The organism is [Clostridium] fimetarium (assembly GCF_900111235.1).
GTDB classification, from domain to species: Bacteria; Bacillota; Clostridia; order Lachnospirales; family Lachnospiraceae; genus Clostridium_N; species Clostridium_N fimetarium.
In genome coordinates this window covers 1-24291 of sequence record NZ_FOJI01000026.1, presented here as the reverse complement: position 1 = coordinate 24291, position 24291 = coordinate 1, and the positions used below count along the sequence as shown (strand labels likewise).

The following is a 24291-nucleotide window of genomic DNA, read 5'->3' as shown; positions in this document are numbered from 1 at the left end:
ATAAGTATTAAGAGATATAGGTATATGTAGGAGAGGTAAAATATAATGACTAGAGTGATAGGTGTTAGATTTAGAAGCGCGGGTAAGATATATTTTTTTGCTCCAGCAAGTTTTAATGTAGAAAAGAATCAACATGTTATTGTTGAAACTGCAAGAGGTGTAGAGTACGGAAGTGTTGTACTTGGAGTTAGAGATGTTGAGGATGAGAAGGTAGTTCAGCCACTTAAGGCAGTAATAAGAATTGCTACGCCTGAAGATGATGAAACAGAATTCAAGAATAGGGTAAAAGAAAAAGAAGCCTTTAAAATATGTCTTGAGAAAATAAAGAAACACGAATTGGAAATGAAGCTTATTGAAGCGGAATATACATTTGATAATAATAAGGTTTTGTTTTATTTTACAGCGGATGGACGAATTGATTTTAGGGAATTGGTTAAGGATTTAGCTGCAGTTTTCAAGACTAGAATCGAACTTAGGCAAATTGGTGTTCGTGATGAAACTAAGATTATGGGTGGTATCGGCGTGTGTGGAAGAAGTCTTTGTTGTTATTCTTATATGCCAGAATTTATCCCTGTATCAATTAAGATGGCGAAAGAACAAAATCTTTCTCTTAATCCAACTAAGATTTCAGGTGTATGTGGAAGACTTATGTGTTGCCTTAAAAATGAAGAAGAGACATATGAAGAACTAAATAGTCATTTGCCAAATATAGGTGATACAGTTACTTCTAATGATAATTTAAAAGGTGAAGTTCATAGCGTAAGTGTTCTTAGACAAACAGTCAAAGTTATTGTTGTATTAGAAACTGGTGAAAAAGAAGCTAGAAATTATAAGGTTACGGATTTGAAATTTAAGCCTAAGACTAAAAATGAAAAGTTTAATATTAATGATAAGGAATTAAGAAGGTTAGAAGAACTTGAGAAAAGAGAGGAAAATCATATTTAGATGGAGCTTGATCTTAAGGAAAACGAAAGACTGGATGATTTGCAGCAAAATGGATATAAGATAATACAAAATTCTGAAATATTTTGCTTTGGAATGGATGCAGTTTTGCTTTCTTCATTTGCAGTAGCAAAAGAAGGTTATAAGGTACTTGATCTTGGAACTGGGAATGGAGTGATTCCAATTCTAATGGAGGCCAAGACGAAAGCTGCACATTTTACGGGGCTTGAAATTCAGGACATTAATGTAGATATGGCTATACGAAGTGTGGCTTTTAACGGACTTGAAAATAAAATTAAAATTATGCTAGGTGATATAAAAGAAGCTTCAAGTATTTTTGGAGGAGCTTCTTTTGACGTTGTGACAAGTAATCCGCCATATATGAATGAAAATCATGGACTTGTTAACCCTGATAGTTATAAGGCGATTGCCAGGCATGAAATCCTATGTACATTGGAAGATGTGATTCGTGAAGCATCCAAAGTGCTTAAGGATAAAGGAAAATTCTATATGGTGCATAGACCACAGAGAATGGTGGAGATATTTGAAACATTGACGAAGTATAAGTTAGAGCCAAAGCGGATTCGGTTGGTTCATCCATATGTTGATAGAGCTGCTAACATGATTTTGATTGAGGCAATTAAGGGGGCTAATTCACTATTAAAGGTTGAGCAGCCACTAATTATATATGAGCGAGAAGGCATTTATACGGAAGAATTATATAAATTATACAAATGGTATGAATGACAGTAAAGACAGAAATGATAGTAACCATAGAAATAATAGTAAAGACAGTATGACAGTAATGACATCACAGTAATGACAATAATCACAGTAATGACAGTAATGACAGTAAAGACAGTATGACAGTAATGACAGTAATGATAGGAGCAAATAAATGAGTGATGAAGATACCGAAAAGATTGAGAAGGCGGGTAAATTGTATTTATGTGCAACACCAATTGGTAATCTGAGGGATATTACAATTAGGGTTTTAGATACATTAAAAGAAGTGGATTTAATTGCGGCAGAGGATACTAGACATAGTATCAAACTGCTTAACCATTATGAGATTAAGACTCCGATGACAAGTTATCATGAATTTAATAAAGTAGACAAGGCGAGATATCTTGTAAACAAAATGCGCGAAGGTACTAATGTTGCGTTAATAACTGATGCAGGAACACCCGGAATATCTGATCCAGGAGAAGAACTAGTTAGACAGTGTCAAGAGGCCGGTATAGAACTTACGTCACTTCCAGGACCAGCGGCATGTGTAACTGCACTTACTATTTCAGGTCGATCTACAAGAAGATTCACATTTGAAGCATTTCTACCCATGGATAAAAAAGAGCGCAAGGAAATTCTTTGTGAACTTATAAATGAAATTAGAACGATAATAATTTACGAAGCACCACATAGATTGGTTAGAACACTTGAAGAGTTAAGAGATACATTAGGTGAAGAAAGAGCGCTTACAATATGTAAAGAGCTTACCAAAAGGCATGAAACAGCATTTCTTACTACTTTTAAAGAGGCACTTATATTTTACGAAACTAAGGATCCAAGAGGAGAATATGTTCTTGTGATTGAAGGAAAGTCAAGAAGTGTGCTTGAAAAGGAAAAACAGGATGCATGGGAATCGATGAGCGTTGAAGAGCATGTAAACTTATATGTTGAAAAAGGCAATGATAAGAAAGAAGCGATGAGGCTTGCAGCTAAGGATAGGGGTATATCGAAAAGAGATGTATATCAAATGCTTATGTTATAGAAAAGACATTTTAGAAAGATAGGTTTTAAATGAAAATTACGTATATTTACCATAGTTCATTTTCGGTGGAGTTTGAGGATGAAAAAGTTGTTTTGATATTTGATTATTATAAGGGTACACTCCCTTTATTTGATAAGGATTCAGATATATTTATGTTTGTGAGTCATAAGCATTTTGATCATTATAGCAAGAAGATATTTGAAATAGCTAATGAATATCAGAATATTACATTTATTTTACCAAAAGAAATTAAAATGAATGTTAAGTATATGGATAGATGGAACATACCTACTATTTCGAGAGAAAAGATTAAATATGTAACTTATGATGAGAAGTATGAATTTATTGGACCTTCAATTAAACAGCCTTTTTTATGTGTGAAAACATTGAAGTCGACAGATTCAGGAGTCGCTTATATTGTGCAATGTTTTGGTAAAACAGTATATCATGCAGGAGATCTGAATTGGTGGATATGGGACGAAGTATCAGAAGAGAAAAATGAAAATATGACGAAAAGATTTCAGGAAGAGATTGCTAAACTTTCCGGACTAGCAATTGATGTTGCATTTTTGCCATTAGATCCTAGACAGGAAGACAAATTCTATTGGGGACTTGATTATTTCATGAAGAATTGTAATGTCGAAGTTGCATTTCCTATGCATATGTGGGACAAATATGAAATCATTGATACCTTGAAAGAAATGGACATATCCGCTAAATATCGTGATAAGATTATGGAAGTAACTGGAGATGGACAAGTATTTAATATTTGATAATAAAATTAACAGGAATCAACAGGAATCAACAGGAATCAACGGGTATCAATAGAAATCATTAGAGATCATTAGGAAATCATTATAAATTATAATTAGAAAAAAGATGCGCAGAAATGAGGATAATTATGCTGAAAATAGGATGTCATTTGTCATGTTCAAAAGGTTACGAACATATGGGAAAAGAAATATTAGATTTGGGTGGAAATACGTTTCAGTTTTTCACTAGAAATCCTCGTGGTGGTGTAGCGAAAGCAATTGATGAAAATGATGTAGCAGCTTTTCTTAAGATGGCTCAGAGTAATGGAATAGATGTTATACTTGCGCATGCACCATATACATTAAATGCATGCTCTGCTGATGAAAAGACAAGGAGTTTTGCGATTGCAACAATGGCAGACGATTTGTCAAGAATGGAATATACACCAGGTAATCTATATAATTTTCATCCAGGAAGTCACGTATCACAAGGGGTTGAAGTCGGAATTAATTATATTGCCGAGATGTTGAACATTGTTATAAAACCAGAACAAACAACGAAGGTTTTACTTGAAACGATGGCTGGAAAAGGTTCTGAGATTGGTAGAACATTTGAAGAGATTAAGATGATCATTGATAAAGTTGAGCTTAATTCACATCTTGGAGTTTGTCTAGATACTTGTCATGTTAACGATGCTGGATATGATATTGTAAACGACCTTGATGGAGTGCTAGAACATTTTGACCAGATAATTGGATTAAAAAGGCTCTGTGCTATTCATTTAAATGATTCAAAAAACCCATTTGAAAGTCATAAAGATCGTCATGAAAAAATCGGTGAAGGTTCTATTGGTCTTGAAGCAATTGTGAGAATTATTAACCATCCTAAACTTAGACACTTACCGTTTTTCCTTGAAACGCCGAATGAGCTTGATGGCTATGCAAGAGAGATTAAGTTGTTAAAGGAATTGTATTTGTAAACTATTTTAGGTGCACTGAGTTATCCATTATAGATTACGGCGTATAGTTACCGGGAGATGTTAGTCTTGTAAATACATTCACCATATTGTATAATATTTATATAAGAATCCTATTGTGATCAAGAAAGGTATGGGTTGACAATGGAAGCATACGATGTACTCAATTCAATACTGGTAAATCTTTTTAATGACATTTTGAATATTGAAGAAAAAGCTTTGATAACAGAAGAATTTAAGGGTATTTCTGTAACGGACATGCATATTATTGAAGCGATAGGAGTTATGGAGCAAAGGACAATGTCCAAAATTGCAAAGTCACTTAACGTTACGATGGGGACTCTTACAATAGGAGTGAATGGACTTGTAAAAAAAGGTTATGTTGAAAGAAATAGAAGTCAGAAAGATAGAAGAATTGTATATGCTTCACTTACAGTGAAAGGAAAATCAGCATATGTTCACCATATGCGTTTTCACAAAGATATGATTAATTCAGTTATCAATGATGTAACAGAGGAAGAAGCTGAAATTCTAACTAGAACGCTAAAAAAACTTGAAGACTTTTTCAAGAAATTAAAGGACTAGATTTTAGGAAATTTCGTTTATAAATAGGAGGAGGCGATTATAATGAACAATAATAATTTGTTAAATTTTGAAGATTTGAAAGATATCTTAGAGCAATTAGATGATATTAAAGTTGAAGAAGAAGACGTCGTGGTTGAAGAAGAATCCGTCGTTGATGAAGAAGTTATTGCTTCACAGCGAAGATATGAACAGATAATTATGAAGCATAAGGATGACAATTTGTAGTTATTTTATATAATTTAGGTCAAAAATGTTAATGATAAAGATAAATCTCCCATTAATATCTCGAAAGGGATATTGTTGGGAGATTTGTGCGATGTCTGTTTCAATTTTTATAATTAAAATTATAGTATTATAACGATAAAATAAACAAATATTATATATTTGAATAATTCTTTTTTTTTTTGGATATTAATAATGTTGGAAGAAAAATTAGAATATCTAAGTATAAATGTATATATGGTTTATTTTATTAATAAATTTTTTGAAAAGGATTATAAGAATTGCAATTATTTGAAATTCGTAGTATTATGAACCTTGTATTTCGTAAAAATAGTGAATTTAATTTACGCTTATAAAATACTTGTTTGAAAACAAGTTCACATACATAGGAGGCTATTATGAAATTTATTACGATCGGTGAGATTTTGCTTAGACTATCTCCACCAAACTATGAAAAAATAATGACAACACATAATTTGATTATGAATTATGGAGGAGCAGAGGCAAATGTTGCAGTTTCACTTGCTAATTTAGGAGTAGACAGCACGTATTTTACAGTTATCCCAGACTCTGATTTAGGGAAATCTACAATTAGCTATCTTAGATCTAATGATGTTCATACAAAGCATATCATTAAAACAGATGGAAGAATGGGAATATATTATTTAGAAGAAGGTGTTTCTGTTCGTTCATCACAAGTAATCTATGATAGAACGAATTCTGCATTTAGCGAATATGATTATACAGATGTTGATATGGATGAGATTTTAAAAGATTACGATTGGCTCCATTTAAGTGGTATTACTTCGGCATTATCATATAATTGTAGGCGTCTTATTGCCAAAGCGCTTAAGTCAGCTAAGAAGTTCGGGCTTACAGTAAGTTTTGACCCTAACTATAGAAAGAGCCTTTGGTCTTTTGATACAGCAAGAGATGTTTTAAGCACATATCTTCCATACGTTGACGTTTTGATAGGAATTGAACCAATTCATGTGTATAATGAAGATGGCGTAACAGATGTTAAGGACGGTTTGACAATGCAACCATCTTTTGAAGAAATGGATAAAGTATTTAGGGCAATTGACAAACAGTATCATATGAAAGCAATTGCAAGAACTGTTAGATTTGCACATTCTGGTAGTAATAATTCTCTTAAAGCTTATTATTATACAAATGGCAAGACATATGAAAGTAAATTAATTAACTTTGATATTGTAGATAGAGTTGGTGGTGGTGATGCATTTTCATCAGGACTTATATATGCACTTTTAGATAATATGGAACCACAGGAAGTAATTGATTTTGCTGTAGCATCTTCAGTAATGAAGCATTCAATACACGGGGATACGAATATTACAAGCAGAGCAGCAATTATGAATCTAATGAAAGATGGATCTCATGATATTCAAAGATAGTTCAAAAGTACTATGTACAAAATATTTGTACATGTTATAATATAACCATATTATAGTAATATTAAAATTTCATATTTGGCAAACTTATTGAAAGATAAGGACGCAAAGCCATGGGTCTTCTCCAGAAATGGAATGACAGCCGGTTGCATTTATAATTAATATAAATTATATGCATCCGGAAACGGATGCTTTTTTTTGAATTATTTATCGCAAAATAAATAAAACATATATTTATCAAATATTAATATGAGCTATAACATAATTAAAGTAATACTAAAACTTCATAGTCGGCAAACTTATCGAAAGGTAAGGACGCAAAGCCAAGGGTCTTCTCCAGAAATGGAATGACAGCCGGTTGCATTTATAGTTATTATAAATTATATTGCATCCGGAAACGGATGTTTTTTTTTGTTATTTTTGAAAACATGAATTATGAAATGGTGGTCCAAGAAATAAAGAAATCAAAAGATTTGAACGGGGGAATTTATTATGAAAAAGAGACTATTTAAGGTGTTAGCAATTACTATATTATTATTTACAATTGGGGTTGGTGCATTATTTGCATTTCAGACGTCAAACACAAAAGCATCATCAATTGTTGACGCGTATAATCAGCAGGCAGCTCAAAATAATACAGTTAGTGAAATTAAAGATTCAGTGTCCGTAGCACAGACTAATGGGCAAGCAATTATAGATAAAGAAACAGCGGAAGCACAAGTTGCTAAGGAAGCTATTACAGCTGAAGCAACGACGGAAGCTTCAACAACAGTCGCTGAAACCAAAGCAGTAACAACAAATACACAAAAAGAAGCAACAACAGTACAAGAAGTTCAACAAACAGAAGTAGTGGTAAAAGAAGCTCCAGTAGTAAGCGGACCAGCAGCTGGTACAGCACTTACAGATGACCAAGCAAATTCAATGGCATATCAGAATGCATCAACATATGCAGAATATGTTAATCAGGTATATACATTAATTAATCAGGAAAGAACAGCGGCAGGTATTCCATCAGTTTCTAAGGATAATACATTAACAATAGTTGCAATGCACCGCTCAATAGAGAATGCTTGGATGAATTTTATGGAAGTCTCAGCAGACGGACATCACCTAAGACCAAATAAACTAAAGGCAAGTACTATATGCAGCTATTATAATTTATATGGTAGCTACGGTGAAAACCTTGGAAGATATCAATCATCACCTTCAGATATTGTATCAGGATGGCATAATTCAGCAGCACACTACTCATGTATGACAAATGCAAAGTATACAAAAGTTGGTGTAGGTGTAGCGAAAGATTCAGAAGGATATCTATATTGGACAGCAATTTTTATGGATTGATAGTAATATTAAAATGATTTCTACTTATTTTTGATAACATACATAGTATGATACAATGTTTTGCGGCATTGTGCATAATACCCTCACATTTCTCTCCCGTTATGTGAGGGATTTTTTCGCCCAAAATACGTTGAAATTAAAGGTTTTATAAAATCACATAAAGGTATGGGTAAAGGACACCGTATACTATTTAATTTGTAAGCAAACAATCCTTCAATGCATCAAGAGATAATATTTTAAAGGTATTTAGATAGTAATCTAATATTTCTAATTCTTTCATTCGGGCAAGCTCACGACACATGGAAGTACGCGAAATATTTAGATATTCTGCTAATTCATTGCGGTTTGGTATGATTTGAAAGGTAAGAGCATTTTGTTTTTGCATTTCATATAGCAAATAAGTTGCCAATTTCTCACGCATACCTTTCAAATTAAGTAATTCAATTTTGCGATTAAGAAGAACATTTTTTTCGCCAAGAAGCATCATCATATTTTGAATTAGTTGAATATGAAAAGAGCATGAATTTCCACAACTTTTAATGAGGCGTTCAAAAGGAATAAATAGAATTGTAGAATCCTCCTTGGCTCTTACTGTTACTGGAGAAATACGTTCTGAGGTACACACGATGCCTTCAGCAAAGACATTAGAGGGCGCTAGGAAATCTATAATATGTCTTGAACCTGCCAGATTTTCTTTTGAGATTTCAAGCGATCCGGAAAGTACAATTCCGACATAGTTGATTTTGTCCCCTGCCAGAAAAACATACTCGTTCGTTAGAAAATTTTTGGTATGGAAATTAATACATTGTAATAGAGAACTATAATCATTTTGTTTGATATTTTTAAACAAGGAACATTTTAATAAGATAGGATAAAATTCTTCCAAACTAAGACCTTCTTTCTATAATTAAGGATGTAATGTATAAATGCATATGATTTGTAGCTATGGCTACGATGCCTTGATTGATATTATATTATACTTTCATTATGAAATCAACAATTCAATATCAACAAAATAATATCAAAAGGTACAATAGAAAGGAAGAAAAAACAAATGGAAAATAAAATGTTTTGTTTTCAATGTCAAGAAACAGCAGGATGCAAGGGGTGTACAGTTTCAGGAGTATGTGGTAAGACACCAGAAGTCGCAAATAATCAAGATTTACTAATTTATGTTACAAAAGGACTAAGTGAAGTTACAACGGCACTTAGAGGTCAAGGAGAAACGATTTCACCTGAAGTCAATCACTATATCGTTATAAATCTTTTCAATACAATTACAAACGCAAATTTTGATAATGAGGTATTTTATCAAAGAGTTGCTGAAACTCTTTCAATAAAAAATGCGTTGTTAACAAAAGTTACAAATAAAGAGACATTACATGAAGCAGCATTATGGACTGCTTTATCAAAAGAAGAATTTGATGAAAAATCTCCATCAGTTGGTGTTCTTGTAACAGAAAATGAAGATGTTAGAAGTCTTAGAGAATTAGTTATATATGGTATTAAAGGATTAGCAGCATATGTAAAGCATGCAAATGAATTAAAACATGATAGTAACCCAATTCATGAATTTATTCAAAGGGCATTAGCTTCTACTTTAGATGATTCATTAACGGTAGATCAATTAGTCGCACTCACATTAGAAACTGGTAAATTCGGCGTAGAAGGTATGGCATTACTTGATGGAGCCAATACACAGACATATGGCAATCCAGAAATCACAAAGGTTAATATAGGCGTAGGAAAGAACCCTGGTATCTTGATTTCGGGTCATGATTTAAAAGACTTAGAAATACTCCTTGAACAGACAAAAGGATCAGGAATCGACGTATATACGCATTCTGAGATGCTTCCAGCACATTATTATCCAGCATTTAAAAAGTATAGTAACTTCATAGGTAATTATGGAAATGCTTGGTGGAAACAAAAAGAAGAATTTGAAAGCTTTAACGGACCTATACTTATGACTACAAACTGTATTGTACCACCCAAAGCTTCTTATAAAGCAAGAGTATTTACAACTGGCGCTTCAGGTTTTCCAGGCTGTACGCATATTGAAAAAGATGAAGATGGCAATAAAGATTTCTCAGCGATAATTGAAATGGCAAAACAATGTGAAGCTCCTATACAGATTGAAGAGGGAGAAATTATTGGTGGATTTGCTCATAATCAAGTATTAGCGTTAGCAGATCAAATAGTGGATGCTGTTAAATCGGGCGCAATCAAGAAGTTCTTTGTTATGGCAGGTTGTGACGGACGTCAAAAGTCAAGAGAATATTATACTGACTTTGCAAAAGCACTTCCGGATGATACAATAATTATGACTGCAGGCTGTGCAAAGTATAAATATAATAAGCTAAATCTAGGTGATATTAATGGGATTCCAAGAGTACTTGATGCAGGTCAGTGTAACGATTCTTATTCTTTGGCTGTTATTGCGTTGAAATTAAAGGAAGTATTTGGTCTTGAAGATATCAATGAATTACCAATCGAATTTAATATTGCTTGGTATGAGCAAAAAGCAGTTATTGTTCTACTTGCATTATTACATTTAGGAGTTAAAAACATTCACCTTGGTCCAACATTACCAGCATTTCTTTCACCTAATGTTGTAAATGTATTGGTAGAAAACTTTGGAATTAGTGGTATCGGTACTGTGGAAGATGATATCAAATTATTTTTACAATAAATTTTTAAGGGTTAAAATGGTTTTAAAAAATTGTAATACTGAACTTCTATGTTAATTAGTAGTTCAGTATTTTTTTTATGAATTTTTTAGCCCAATATAGGAAACTCTAATTGAGATGATGGTAAATGGTAAAGTTGGACTATTTATTAAAAGTAGCGTAAAATAGATTATGTAGTAGTTGATACTTATTTTAAGCGAAGTTTACCCACAAAATCATTTGTAGCATGTGGAAAGAACGAGAACGAATAATTTCATCATTCATACACAAGATTTGTGCCTGCGGTACAAACTTGATATACGCGAAAAGATGCGCGCGAATGAAGAAAAATAAAAATAGGAGGAAATAATTATGAGTATGTTTTGTTTTCAATGTCAAGAGACCGCCAAAGGAACTGGATGTGAAATCCGAGGTGTATGCGGAAAAGTCGAAGATCTTGCAAAACTTCAGGATTTGTTGATTTACACACTGAAGGGTATTTCAGAGGTGGTTATCAAAGGTAAACTTGAAGTCAAGAACCTCAAAAAAGCAAATCATCAAGTGATGAAAAGTATGTTTATGACAATCACAAATGCAAATTTTGATGAAAGTGCATTTGAAAAGCAAATAGAAATAATGCTTTCAATAAGAGATGAACTTAGAGCAACTACATCAGGAATAGATTTTCATGATGCGGCAGTGTTTGAAGTGAAATCAAGGGAGTCAATGCTTGAAAAGGCTCCATATATCGGGGTATTAGCAACAGAAAATGAAGATTTAAGATCTTTGCAACAGATGATTATTTATGGATTAAAAGGAATGTCAGCATATACGGAACATGCGTTAAATATAGGCAAAGAAAATACTGATATATCAGCATTTATTTATGAGGCGTTGGCAGCAACGCTGGATGATACATTATCAGTGGATGATTTCGTTGCGCTCACCTTGAAAACTGGAGAATATGGTGTTAAAGCCATGGCGCTTTTGGATGAAGCGAATACATCCAAGTACGGGAATCCGGAAATTACTGAGGTTAATATCGGAGTGAGAAATAAGCCAGCGATTTTAATTTCTGGTCATGATTTAAAAGATTTAGAACAACTGCTAGATCAAACAAAAGATACCGGAGTAGATGTATATACGCATAGCGAAATGCTACCTGCAAATTCTTACCCATTTTTTAAGAAGTATGATAACTTAGTTGGAAATTATGGAAATGCATGGTGGAAACAGCTAGAAGAATTTAAGACATTCAAAGGACCAATTGTATTTTCAACAAACTGTATTGTTCCACCAAAGAGTGAGGAAATCAGAAATAGAATATTCACTACGAATGCAGCGGGCTATCCAGGATGTGTCTATATAGAAGCTGATGAATATGGGAAAAAGGATTATTCTCAAGTAATTGCACTAGCAAAAACGCTTCCAGCTCCTGAGGAAATAGAGACAGGTAGCATCGTTGCTGGTTTTGCACATAATCAAGTATTAGCACTTGCTGATAAAGTTGTAGATGCAGTTAAATCAGGTGCGATCAAGAAATTCTTTGTAATGGGTGGATGCGACGGTAGAATGCCATATAGAAAATATTATACTGAATTTGCACAAAGTATCCCTAAGGATACCGTTATATTGACGGCTGGATGTGCAAAATATCGTTACAACAAGTTAGGATTAGGCGACATTGGAGGAATTCCAAGAGTTCTTGATGCAGGGCAGTGTAATGATTCCTATTCGATTGTTCTGATTGCATTAAAGTTGCAGGAAGTATTTGGACTTGATGATATTAATAAACTTCCTATTGTTTACAATATTGCGTGGTATGAGCAAAAAGCAGTTATTGTTTTACTTTCATTACTATATTTAGGTGTTAAAAATATTCATCTCGGCCCATCATTACCAGGATTTCTTTCTCCAAATGTGGCTAAAGTGCTGATTGAAAAATTTGGAATCTCAGGGATTGGAACAGTCGATGATGATGTAAAGATATTTGCTTAGGGGGGATTGAGGTGAATATTAATTTATCATAATACATTTCTCCTTGCCTTTCCTTCAAGTAGCGGCTGTATTTTTTATAGGCTCAAAAATGATGAAATGCCTTGCATGCGCTCGGTTTTCATCTGAGCTTATAAAAAATACAGCCGCTACTTTCAGTCGGTCTGCGGTGAAATGCATTATGATAAATTAATATTCACCGGTTACATTTTAAATACCCTGCGTTAAAATAATGGTGGACGAATAAAGGAGAATATTCGATTAACTCTTGACTTTCATTATGGATTTTTATACAATGGATTAAATGCATTGATGAAGACAGTAGGATATTGTGAGAAGTAATAGAGAGCCGTGATGGTGGAAATCGGTACAAGTAGAACATATCTGAACATCACTTCTGAGCATCAGTCTGAAATCAGAGAAATTTATCACTTGAAATAAGGTTAAAAATACGTTTTTAAAACATATTCAATAATTCAAGAGGTAACCAATTTGAGATTAAGAACTGGCGGTTTTCCTACCGTTAAAAGGGGCGCATATGATAGTATGTCGTAATAGGCCATGGAATTCTACGCTCTCATCCCTTTACGGATGAGGGCTTTTTGTTATTTACCCAGGAAGGGCAACTTCTTACGCAAAGCGACTATCATAAATAAATAATAAACTAATATTTTCAGGAGGAATTAATATGTACGACAAAGTATCTACTAATCTCAATTTCGTTGAGAGAGAAAAAAATGTTGGGAAGTTTTGGAAAGATAATGATATTTTTAAAAAGAGTATAGAAAATCGTAAAGAGGGTGAAACATTTACTTTTTATGATGGACCACCAACGGCGAATGGAAAGCCACATATTGGACATGTTCTTACGCGTGTAATCAAGGATATGATTCCTAGATATAAGACAATGAAGGGATATATGGTTCCTCGTAAAGCAGGCTGGGATACACATGGACTTCCAGTTGAACTTGAAGTTGAGAAGGCGTTAGGACTGAATGGGAAAGACGAGATTGAAGAATACGGTTTAGAGCCATTTATCAAACGTTGTAGGGAAAGTGTTTGGAAATACAAAGGGATGTGGGAAGATTTCTCGGAAACCGTTGGCTTTTGGGCTGATATGGAACATCCATATATTACTTATGAAAATGATTTTATTGAGTCAGAATGGTGGGCTTTGAAAGAGATCTGGAAGAAGAAGCTTTTGTACAAGGGTTATAAAATTGTTCCATATTGCCCAAGATGCGGTACTCCTCTTTCAAGTCACGAAGTTGCACAAGGATATAAAGACATTAAGGAACGCTCAGCAATCGCTAAGTTTAAGGTAAAGGACGAAGACGCATATTTCCTAGCTTGGACAACTACTCCATGGACACTTCCATCAAATGTTGCACTATGTGTAAATCCCAAAGAAGAATATGTTAAGGTTGATGCTGACGGAACAATTTACTATTTGGCAGAAGCATTGGTAGATTCTGTATTTGGTGAAGAGGCAGAAGTGAAGGTTCTTGAAAGCTATATTGGTAAAGACCTCGAATATAAGGAATATGAGCCATTGTACCCAAATAACAATTTGAAGCAGAAAGCATATTATGTCACATGTGCTGACTATGTAACATTGAAAGATGGTACAGGTATCGTTCATATTGCACCTGCATTTGGTGAGGATGATAGTAAAGTTGGAAGAGAATATAATCTTCCATTTCTTCAGTTAGTTGATGAAAAAGGTGAGATGACAAAAGAGACACTTTGGCCAGGAGTATTCTGTAAAAAGGCAGATCCGATGGTTATTGAAGATCTTGAAAATAAAGGGTTACTATTCTCTGCTCCCAAATTTGAGCATAGTTATCCTCATTGTTGGAGATGCGATACGCCACTTATTTATTATGCAAGAGAATCTTGGTTCATTAAGATGACAGAAGTGAAGGATCAATTAATTGCCAATAATAATACAGTGAATTGGATTCCAGAGACAATTGGTACTGGACGTTTTGGATCATGGATTGAAAATGTTCAGGATTGGGGTATCAGCCGTAATCGTTATTGGGGAACGCCTCTTAATATTTGGGAATGTGAATGTGGAAATACGCATTCAATCGGAAGCATTGAAGAACTGAAGTCAATGTCTGATAATTGTCCAGATGATATTGAACTTCACAGACCATATATTGATAATGTTACAATTAAATGTCCGAAATGTGGAAAACAGATGCATAGAGTTCCAGAAGTAATTGACTGCTGGTTTGATTCAGGTGCAATGCCATTTGCACAACATCACTATCCATTTGAAAATCAAGAATTATTTAAACAGCAGTTCCCTGCTCAGTTCATTTCAGAGGCAGTTGATCAGACAAGAGGGTGGTTCTACTCACTTCTTGCTATATCAACATTGTTGTTTGATAAGGCTCCTTATGAGAATGTTGTTGTTCTTGGACATGTTCAGGATGCGCAGGGACAGAAGATGTCTAAGTCAAAAGGAAATGCAGTAGATCCATTTGAAGCACTAAATGCGCATGGTGCCGATGCTATTCGTTGGTATTTCTATGAAAACAGTGCACCATGGCTTCCAAATAGATTTCATGACAAGGCAGTTACCGAAGGCCAGAGAAAGTTCATGGGTACAATCTGGAATACGTATGCGTTCTTTGTACTGTATGCAAATATTGATGAATTTGATGCAACGAAATATACACTTGATTATGATAAATTACCAGTAATGGATAAATGGATCTTGTCAAAATTAAATACGCTTGTAAAAGAAGTTGATAATGATCTTGAAAATTATAAGATTACAGAAGCTGCAAGAATCCTCGAAGATTTCGTAGATGAACTAAGTAACTGGTATGTGAGAAGAAGTAGAGAGCGTTTCTGGGCAAAAGGGATGGAGCAAGATAAGATCAATGCATACATGACGCTGTATACGACGATTGTGACATTGGTTAAAGTAGCAGCTCCGATGATTCCATTTATGACAGAAGATATTTATAGAAATCTCGTAGTAAGTATTGACAAAACTGCGCCAGAAAGCATACATTTATGTAATTACCCAGTAGCGAATGAGGCTTTTATCGATAAGGAACTTGAAAACAATATGGAAGCAGTTCTTGAAGCGGTAGTACTTGGAAGATCATGTAGAAATACTTCTAATATGAAGAACAGACAGCCAATTGGTACTATGTACATCAAGGCGAACTGGAGACTTTCCGATTTTTACAAAGAAATAATTGAAGAAGAACTGAATGTTAAGACTGTAGAATTTAAGGATGATGTAAGAGACTTCACATCATACAGCTTCAAACCGCAGTTAAAGACAGTTGGACCAAAGTACGGCAAGATTCTTAACAATATTCGTCAAGCACTTTCAGAAGTTGATGGAAATGCAGCAATGGATCAATTAAATAGTACAGGTTTCTTAACGCTTGAAATAAATGATACACAGGTGAAACTTGAAAAAGATGATTTACTCATCGAAATGGCTCAGACAGAAGGGTATGTATCAGATAGCTATAATGGCGTAACTGTTGTTATGGATACCAATCTTTCACCAGAGCTTATTGAAGAAGGTTTTGTAAGAGAATTAATCAGTAAAATCCAGACAATGAGAAAAGAAGCTGGATTTGAAGTGATGGATAAGATTAATATATTTTCACAAGGAAATGATAAAATTGCTAATTTATTTTCAAACAATTGTGCACAAATAAAGGACGATGTTTTAGCTGAAAGTATTCAACTTGATAGAATGAGTGGTTATTCAAAAGAGTGGAATATCAATGGTGAAACTGTTACTCTTGGTGTAGAAAAGTTATAATTTATTGCAATAAGGAGGAATAAAGTATGGCAGAAAGTACATTTGATAAGAAAGCATTTAAAAGTGAAATCGTTGATAACGTAAAATTATTGTTTAGAAAAACGATAGAAGAAGCTGATAATCAGCAGATATTTCAGGCAGTAGCTTACGCCGTTAAGGATATTATGATTGATAAATGGATGGCAACTCATAAAGCTTATGAGTTGCAAGATCCCAAAACAGTTTATTATATGTCAATGGAATTCCTTATGGGTCGAGCATTAGGTAATAATATGATTAATATTATGGCTTACGATGAGATAAAAGAAATTCTTAATGAATTAGGTCTTGATATCAATGTGATGGAAGATCAAGAACCTGATGCAGCGCTCGGAAATGGTGGACTGGGTCGTTTGGCAGCTTGTTTTCTTGATTCGCTTGCAACGTTGAAATATCCTGCCTACGGGTGTGGTATTCGATATCGATATGGTATGTTTAAACAGGAAATCAAAGATGGTTATCAGATTGAAGCGCCAGATAATTGGTTGAAAAATGGAAATCCATTTGAACTTAAGCGTCCAGAATATGCCACAGAAATCAAGTTTGGCGGATATGTTCGTTCATACAATGACGAGTTTGGGAAAGAAAAATTTGTTATCGAAAATTATCGTTCTGTTATGGCAATTCCATATGATATACCGATTATAGGCTATGGAAATAATACAGTTAATACTCTTAGAATTTGGGATGCTGAAGCAATTCAGACATTTAACCTGGATTCATTTGATAAGGGTGATTATCAAAAGGCGATTGAAGAACAGAATCTTGCTAGAAATATTGTTGAGGTATTATATCCCAATGATAACCATTATGCAGGCAAAGAGTTAAGATTAAAGCAACAGTATTTCTTTATATCTGCTAGTGTACAAACAGCAGTGGCAAAGTACAAAGGGAAACACGATGATATCAAAAAGTTTGCAGACAAGGTTGCCTTTCAGCTTAATGACACACATCCAACGGTAGCGATTGCAGAGTTAATGCGGATCCTTATGGATGAGGAAGGGCTTAATTGGAATGAAGCTTGGGATGTCACATCAAATACTTGTGCATATACAAATCATACAATCATGTCTGAAGCGCTAGAAAAGTGGCCAATTGAGTTGTTTTCAAAACTGTTGCCAAGAATCTATCAGATCGTTGAAGAAATAAATCGTAGATTTGTAGAAGAAATCAAAGCGAAGTACCCTGGTAATCAAGAAAAAATCAAGAAAATGGCAGTTATCTATGATGGTCAGATAAAGATGGCAAATATGGCAATTGTAGCTGGACATTCAGTAAATGGTGTTGCAAAACTTCATACACAGATTCTCGAGAAGCAAGAACTAAAGGATTTTTATGAGATGATGCCAGAAAAATTTAATAATAAGACAAACGGGATTACGCAGAGACGATTTCTGCTTCATGCGAATCCTCTTCTTGCAACTTGGATCACAGATAAGATTGGTGATGAATGGATTACTAATTTAGAGCATTTAAAAAAATTGAAACCATATGCAGATGATTTGACATTTCAGAAGGAATTCATGCAAATTAAATATCAAAATAAGGTTCGTTTGGTAAAGTATATAAAGGAACATAATAATATTGATGTAGATCCGAGTTCGATTTTTGATGTTCAAGTTAAAAGGCTTCACGAATATAAACGTCAGCTACTAAATATTCTTCATGTCATGTATCTATATAATAAATTGAAACAAAATCCAGATATGGATATGGTTCCTAGAACCTTTATATTCGGCGGAAAGGCAGCTGCTGGATACAGAATTGCAAAGCTTACAATTAAGCTGATCAATAATGTAGGAAATTTAATTAACAATGATAAATCAATAAACAACAAGATTAAAGTGGTTTTTATTGAGGAGTATTGTGTATCTAATGCAGAGCTTATATTCGCGGCAGCAGATGTAAGTGAACAGATTTCTACGGCATCTAAGGAAGCATCTGGAACGGGTAATATGAAGTTTATGCTAAATGGTGCCATTACCATAGGTACTATGGATGGAGCAAATGTAGAGATTGTTGAAGAAGTTGGTCAAGAAAATGCAGTGATATTTGGGATGTCAGCAGAGGAAGTTATTAGATATGAAAACCAGGGTGGCTATGATTCTATGGAAATATTTAATAATGACGAAGAAATTAGAACTGTTCTAACGCAGTTGATTAATGGATTTTATTCTCCAGAAAACCCAGAATTATTTAGAGATATTTATAATTCACTTCTTAATTATAAATGTAGCAGCAGAGCGGACACTTACTTTATTCTCAAGGATTTCCGTGCATATGCACAGGCTCATGAAAAGATTAATGAAATGTACAAAGACAGTGCTAGATGGGCAAAATCTGCCATGTTAAATACTGCATGTGCTGGAAAATTCTCCTCTGATAGAACGATTGAGGAGTACGTAAGAGATATATGGAAGCTTGAAAAAGTGGAAGTGAAGTTATAAGCGATTAAAAAGTTTCAAATATTAGAATTATAGAATAAGGTGTCTGTTGCAAATTTGGCAGGGACCTTATTTTTGTGTATGGATGAATCCATATTTAAATGTAAAAAATACACATAATCGGACAAGTATTAGAATATATATTGATGATAATACTTTTGATGGAGGACATAATTGGCAATTCGGTTGGAAGAATATAATAAAAACCAAAGGGTGTATAATAGAAGCCAAAATGAAAATAAATATAATGATCAAAGTAAAAAAAGTGAAGGTTTTCAGAATACAACTCAGTATGTGCGAGGAAATGAAAACCAGTATATAAAAACCGATGAAAACCAGAATAGAACACCGTATATCAGAAGTAATGAAAATGAGAATGGAACACAGTATATAAGAGGCAGTGAAAACCAGAATGGAACACAGTATATAAGAGGCAGTGAAAACCAGAATGGAACACAGTATATAAGAGGCAGTGAAACGCAAAATACAACACAGTATATAAGAGGCAATGAAACACAAAATACAACACAAAATACAACACAAAATACAACACAGCGTATAAAGGAAGAAAATAGTGAGAATTATAGTCGTGAGATGGCAGTCCAGTCTGGGAAAAATTTTGTTCGACAAAAAAATGGGCATTTGTGGAGAACAAAAGTTTTTTACAGTATCATTATAATTGTGATTTTTTTGTTTACTCCGTTTTTAATTACCATTTCAATGACGGGGGTAATTGAAAGTAATATATCAGATTCATTGGTTGAAATTAGAAGGGTTAATGTCAAGTATAAAAATGGTTCTCAGGCAATGGATATTTCTAAGTACATGATTGGAGTTTTGGCTACCAGGCTTAGCATGTCTAGCCAAACGGAGGTGCTTAAGGCAGAGAGCATTATGGTAAGAACTGAAATCTATAGGTGCATGGGAGATGAAATGTCTATAGACAGTACGGACCTTAATCTACAATATTTAAGTGAAAAGGAAATGAAAGCGCTATGGGGAGATGCATATACAGAAAATTATAATCTAATTGTAGATTGTATTTCAGCTACAAGTGGAAGGATAATTAATTGTAATGGACAGTTAATAGAGCCAATGTATCATGAAGTAAGTGCAGGAAAGACTAGAAATGCTTCACAAGTTTTGACTGGAAGCACATCTGATTATTCTTATTTGACATCGGTGGTATGCGAGCATGATATTGAAGCAACAGATTATTTGACGGTTAAGACATTTACCTATGATGATTTCGTTAAGGCCTTTACCGAAAAATATGGTGATATAAATATATCAAAAGAAAATCCAAGTGAATCAGTTCAAATAGTCTCTAGGTGTAGCGCGGATTATATATTAAAAATCCAAGTAGCCAATGTACTGATGTCAGGTGAAGATTTTGCAAAAGTGCTTGACTTGAATTCAAGCTGCTTATCGATGGAGACAGTCAATAATTCAATCAAAATCACAACCAAAGGTAAGGGTAATGGTTTAGGCGTAAGTATATATACTGCGGATTATATGGCGAAAAATGGTAGCACATGCGAAGATATTTTAAATAAATTTTACACAAACATTACTATTATAAGCGAATAGGTCAAAATTTATTAAAAAATAGATAAAGTAATTTTGAATGATATAACTAATTTATGAATAATATTTTCAAAAAAGGCAATCATATTAACATCAAAGTTTGGCCGAAATAAGGCAGATTGGAGTTAATATGAGAAGAGGAAAAAAACTTAATGGTGAAAAAATATTTTCGATCGTAATCACTTGTGCGATTGTACTGACACTTGCAATTGGCGTCATTTCTGTTATAAAAAATAGTCAAAAAAATTCAGGCAATCCCGAAAATATTGTGGATTTGAATGAGACGAAAGACAATAATCTTGCTTTAAATAATGACGATTCTCTTGTTCAAGAAAATAAAACAGAGATAGCAACAGAGAAGGCAACATTGAATAATGGTGAAGATAAAACTATAGCTGTTAAACCAGAAGAAACAAAGGTAGCTGTAGTAGAAGCGCCAACTGCTTCAGCAAAATATTCATTTAGTGAAAATGACACACTAAAATGGCCAGTCAAAGGTGATCTTATAATAAAGTATAGTATTGAACATGGCGTATTTTTTAAAACACTTAATGAGTATAAAATAAATCCTGCAATTGTTATTGCCGCTCAAGTTGGTACAGACGTTGTTGCAGCGGCTTCAGGTGTTGTTGAATCGGTAACAACGAATGAAGAAACAGGATTAACACTTGTTATTAACATTGGAAATGAGTACGTTACTACGTATGGACAACTTGAAAATGTTACATTAAAAAAGGGCTCAACAATTGTAGCTGGACAAAAGATTGGAACAGTCGCTAATCAAACAAAGTATTATTTAAGTGAAGGAAGCAATGTATACTTCAAATTAACAAAAGCAACAGATCCTGTTGATCCAACTATATATTTAGTTGAAGAATAGTCGTAGGTTTAATATCAAAGAATGCACAAAAAAAACAAATATGTATATAATATAATATGAGTTCTAAAGATACGGCAGCATGCATCTGAATTTTTTTACAATTGAGCAGTATTAATATTTTTGGTAGAATATAGTTATTATTGTCAGATGCTTCATTATAGATGAATTATGCGGCAAATGGTTATCGTAGACATCAAGGACTAAGTAACCGCAGGCGGCTTAGGCCGCCTACATATTTGCGTCAGTAAAAATACAATCAGTTAACATAGTTTTTGTATTCGTTTTATAGTTACAAATAAAAATAGTATATGATATAATGTAGATTAAAAAACATTATATCATATACTATTTTTATGAAATTTATTTTTGACTAGCTATCCAAACTTGTAATTTTTGTTCAACAAGATCAAATTGAACGGGGCCTAAATCCATGAGGAATTTATGAAAATCTTTTAAATTAAATTGATCGCCAAGAGCAGTCTGAGCGGTATTCTTTAATTCCATAAAAGCGATACAACCTATTGAATATTTAGGATAGTTGCCTGGTTCTGCGATCATTGACTCATACATTTCTTTTGCAATACTTTGGTCAGTAAAACCATATTTTGTAAGAAATTTTGTAGTAGCATCCAGCGTCCAACCATAATAATTAATGCCTAGGTCAACTTTTGAATATAGCATAAGAATTGCTTCATAGTTTGCTTGCATAAGAGAATTTAGGTTGCTGTTTGTTGAATCAGATAATGTGTAGGAATATAATTCGCAGTAACTTGCCCATCCTTCTAGATAGCCACCTGGGCGAAGCAGGATCCTAATCGGGCTTGGTTTGAGGCTGACAAAGTACGTTGACTGATACATATGACCAGGATATCCTTCATGCGCCAGTGTACTATATAACGTAGAGACATCACTGTTACTTTTGTTAATGTAGATTGCATTATCCGTATAATTATCAAGTTGTGGTAAGAAGTACATTGCGGGACTAGAGTAAGCTTCAAGTGATTTGTCAATATATTTTATATTATAATTAACAGCAGGTGGATCTGGAAAGTCTTTTTTGATTTGTTCAGTGAGGGCTATCAATATTTCCTTTGGATCAGTGAGAGAAAAAGAAAAGGAATCAGCATTATCTAATAGGGTAGAATCTTTAGCCAGTAATGTACTCATTTGAAGCATTGAAAGGTTGATGTATTTATCTAATAATGCATCTAATTCATCAACTGATTTTGACCATCCAAGTTCAGATTGAAGTAGGTATTCATAATATTTTGCTCCATTAGGATAATTAAAAAGTCCGCCGGCATACTTGTTCGTTCCTTTTAATGCTTTAACACCGTCTATTAATGAAGAATAGGCGGGAAGAACGTGTTTGTTAACGGCCTCAGCATTTGCATTCTTATAATCAGATATTTCTTTTTCAGTTAATCCTTGAATGGAAGCAATTCTTTCATCAAAGGTTGTAATTAAGTAGTTGTTATCCTTGTTTTTCAAGAAAGTCTCACATTGATCAATTACTTTGTCAGCAATACTATCTTCCATGAACATACCCTTTTGAGATCGCAGTTTTTCAAATTCCATTAGCTCTCCAAAGTATCTATCTGTTTGCGATAATAGATTAATGTAATTATCTATATCGGTTTTATTATCCAGAGAATATTCAGCAAATACAATTGGTAAACTAACCTGTATTCCAGTCGTTGGGGTTAACTGTGTACTAAACATATACAAGTCACTATATTCTAATTCTGTTTGAAAATATTTAAGAAGTTCGTCAAATGTAACTTGTTGTGATTCTGATAATTCATTACGATCAAATTCTTTTAATTTATTAAGTAAATCAATGTATTCGGAGGTTCCATCTAAGTCCTCTGTTTTATAAGAACCTAATGTTACTTCGTAATCATTTATTCCATAATTTTCAGGATGTTCCACTAAACTATGTAAGGTAATTGTATTTTGCGGTGCAAGCTCAGCAAATAAATCATTGGTAAAGTCATCAAAGGCTTTAAAAGCTGTAGCAGCAGCGGTACTATTATTAATCGATTGAGTTTCATTGCTAGATACATTGCTAGTAGTGCAACTAATCTGGCTAAACGATAATACAACAATTAATAATAAGGCGGCAATTTTTTTGAATAATTTCATATTTTAATCCCCTTTTCTAATATTCTCTTTCAAAAATAATCCCATCTCATCTTAATTCATATAGGAAAATATAACATATTTTCCTAATTTCTGCACTACTTTCAAAAAAATTAAAATCTTTCTTATTTCTACCTCAAAAGAAACATTATCTAATTAGTAATATATTCAGAAGGATATGATATTATAAGAAAGAATATAATAAAAAAAATTTATTGGGTTTATGCGGGTTTTTGTAGCCACATTTTATGGCATGTAGCCTTGACAATAAAAAATGGTTATGATAATCTTATTAAATATAGTAAACACTGTGAAGGAAAGAGTAGACATAGAGAATATTTACAGAAAGTTCGTGGATGATGAGAGCGAATAATTGAAAATATGTTGAAGATGGCTCTGGAGTGGCGTACCGAACGTGATGCAAAATATAATAACGCATGACGCAAGGCTGCGACGGGAATTCGCCTGTTATAGCGAAAAACGAGGCTTGTAATAGCTGAAACTGCATTGATATCTACATTTATTACAGTTGTTGTAATAATATTTAAACATCAATTGACAGTTTCAAGTATATTTTGAGCGAACAGAAGTGGTAACGCGATAATTCGCCTTCTCTATGATTAGAGAGGGCTTTTTGTGCGACAGGCAGTCGCACCAGTTCTAACGAGAGTTAGAACTATTTTGCGTATTAGGAACAGCGGTCACGATGCGGAGCAAAAACGGAC

Annotated in this window: 17 protein-coding genes and 2 riboswitches; of the genes, 15 read left to right on the top strand and 2 right to left on the bottom strand. The window is 33.7% G+C overall.

The features are described 5' to 3' along the window. Window positions 1-45 precede the first annotated feature (45 nt). From BMY18_RS19765 to BMY18_RS19725, 9 genes are all read left to right on the top strand, one after another. Window positions 46-945, top strand: coding sequence for a PSP1 domain-containing protein (locus tag BMY18_RS19765; protein ID WP_092458087.1), 900 nt, complete (start codon window positions 46-48; stop codon window positions 943-945). Next, window positions 946-1689 carry a tRNA1(Val) (adenine(37)-N6)-methyltransferase gene (locus tag BMY18_RS19760; protein ID WP_092458084.1) on the top strand — a complete coding sequence of 248 codons (744 nt, stop codon included), beginning with the start codon at window positions 946-948 and terminating at the stop codon, window positions 1687-1689. Between the two features lie 151 nt (window positions 1690-1840). Then, complete coding sequence (gene rsmI, locus BMY18_RS19755; RefSeq protein WP_092458081.1) at window positions 1841-2713, top strand: 16S rRNA (cytidine(1402)-2'-O)-methyltransferase; 873 nt, start codon at window positions 1841-1843, stop codon at window positions 2711-2713. A 29-nt stretch (window positions 2714-2742) separates the two neighbouring features. After that, the gene (locus tag BMY18_RS19750; RefSeq protein WP_092458078.1) at window positions 2743-3486 is read left to right on the top strand and encodes an MBL fold metallo-hydrolase; all 744 of its coding nucleotides are present in this window, start codon (window positions 2743-2745) and stop codon (window positions 3484-3486) included. Between the two features lie 128 nt (window positions 3487-3614). After that, entirely contained in the window at window positions 3615-4445 is an 831-nt protein-coding gene (locus BMY18_RS19745) for a deoxyribonuclease IV (protein WP_092458075.1), read from the top strand. A gap of 141 nt (window positions 4446-4586) precedes the next feature. After that, window positions 4587-5027: a MarR family winged helix-turn-helix transcriptional regulator gene (locus BMY18_RS19740; RefSeq protein ID WP_092458072.1), complete on the top strand. Its 441-nt coding sequence runs from the start codon at window positions 4587-4589 to the stop codon at window positions 5025-5027. Window positions 5028-5069: 42 nt separating this feature from the next. Continuing rightward, window positions 5070-5252: a hypothetical protein gene (locus BMY18_RS19735; RefSeq protein ID WP_092458069.1), complete on the top strand. Its 183-nt coding sequence runs from the start codon at window positions 5070-5072 to the stop codon at window positions 5250-5252. A 395-nt stretch (window positions 5253-5647) separates the two neighbouring features. Then, window positions 5648-6664 (top strand): sugar kinase, encoded by a 1017-nt coding sequence (locus tag BMY18_RS19730; RefSeq protein ID WP_092458065.1) that lies wholly within the window; start codon window positions 5648-5650, stop codon window positions 6662-6664. A gap of 67 nt (window positions 6665-6731) precedes the next feature. Beyond that, window positions 6732-6815, top strand: a riboswitch (cyclic di-GMP riboswitch). Window positions 6816-6943: 128 nt separating this feature from the next. Further along, a riboswitch (cyclic di-GMP riboswitch) is annotated at window positions 6944-7027 on the top strand. Between the two features lie 126 nt (window positions 7028-7153). Beyond that, window positions 7154-8005: a CAP domain-containing protein gene (locus BMY18_RS19725; RefSeq protein ID WP_092458061.1), complete on the top strand. Its 852-nt coding sequence runs from the start codon at window positions 7154-7156 to the stop codon at window positions 8003-8005. A 190-nt stretch (window positions 8006-8195) separates the two neighbouring features. On the opposite strand, the gene BMY18_RS19720 is transcribed toward BMY18_RS19725, so the two are convergent. Continuing rightward, the gene (locus BMY18_RS19720) at window positions 8196-8891 is read right to left on the bottom strand and encodes a Crp/Fnr family transcriptional regulator (RefSeq protein ID WP_092458058.1); all 696 of its coding nucleotides are present in this window, start codon (window positions 8889-8891) and stop codon (window positions 8196-8198) included. Window positions 8892-9059: 168 nt separating this feature from the next. Here BMY18_RS19720 and hcp (BMY18_RS19715) point away from each other — a divergent pair, with 168 nt between their 5' ends. From hcp (BMY18_RS19715) to BMY18_RS19690, 6 genes are all read left to right on the top strand, one after another. Continuing rightward, window positions 9060-10697 (top strand): hydroxylamine reductase, encoded by a 1638-nt coding sequence (gene hcp, locus BMY18_RS19715; RefSeq protein ID WP_092458055.1) that lies wholly within the window; start codon window positions 9060-9062, stop codon window positions 10695-10697. 349 nt (window positions 10698-11046) lie between these two features. Further along, window positions 11047-12672, top strand: coding sequence for a hydroxylamine reductase (gene hcp, locus BMY18_RS19710; protein ID WP_092458053.1), 1626 nt, complete (start codon window positions 11047-11049; stop codon window positions 12670-12672). 685 nt (window positions 12673-13357) lie between these two features. Next, on the top strand, window positions 13358-16474 hold the full coding sequence (ileS, locus tag BMY18_RS19705) for an isoleucine--tRNA ligase (protein ID WP_092458050.1): 3117 nt from the start codon (window positions 13358-13360) through the stop codon (window positions 16472-16474). Between the two features lie 26 nt (window positions 16475-16500). Further along, entirely contained in the window at window positions 16501-18960 is a 2460-nt protein-coding gene (locus tag BMY18_RS19700; protein WP_092458047.1) for a glycogen/starch/alpha-glucan phosphorylase, read from the top strand. 171 nt (window positions 18961-19131) lie between these two features. Beyond that, window positions 19132-20547, top strand: coding sequence for a SpoIID/LytB domain-containing protein (locus tag BMY18_RS19695; RefSeq protein WP_092458044.1), 1416 nt, complete (start codon window positions 19132-19134; stop codon window positions 20545-20547). Window positions 20548-20674: 127 nt separating this feature from the next. Continuing rightward, entirely contained in the window at window positions 20675-21424 is a 750-nt protein-coding gene (locus BMY18_RS19690) for a M23 family metallopeptidase (RefSeq protein ID WP_092458041.1), read from the top strand. A gap of 360 nt (window positions 21425-21784) precedes the next feature. Here BMY18_RS19690 and BMY18_RS19685 read toward each other — a convergent pair whose 3' ends face one another. Then, window positions 21785-23569, bottom strand: coding sequence for a DUF885 domain-containing protein (locus tag BMY18_RS19685; RefSeq protein ID WP_092458038.1), 1785 nt, complete (start codon window positions 23567-23569; stop codon window positions 21785-21787). Between the last annotated feature and the right edge of the window lie 722 nt (window positions 23570-24291).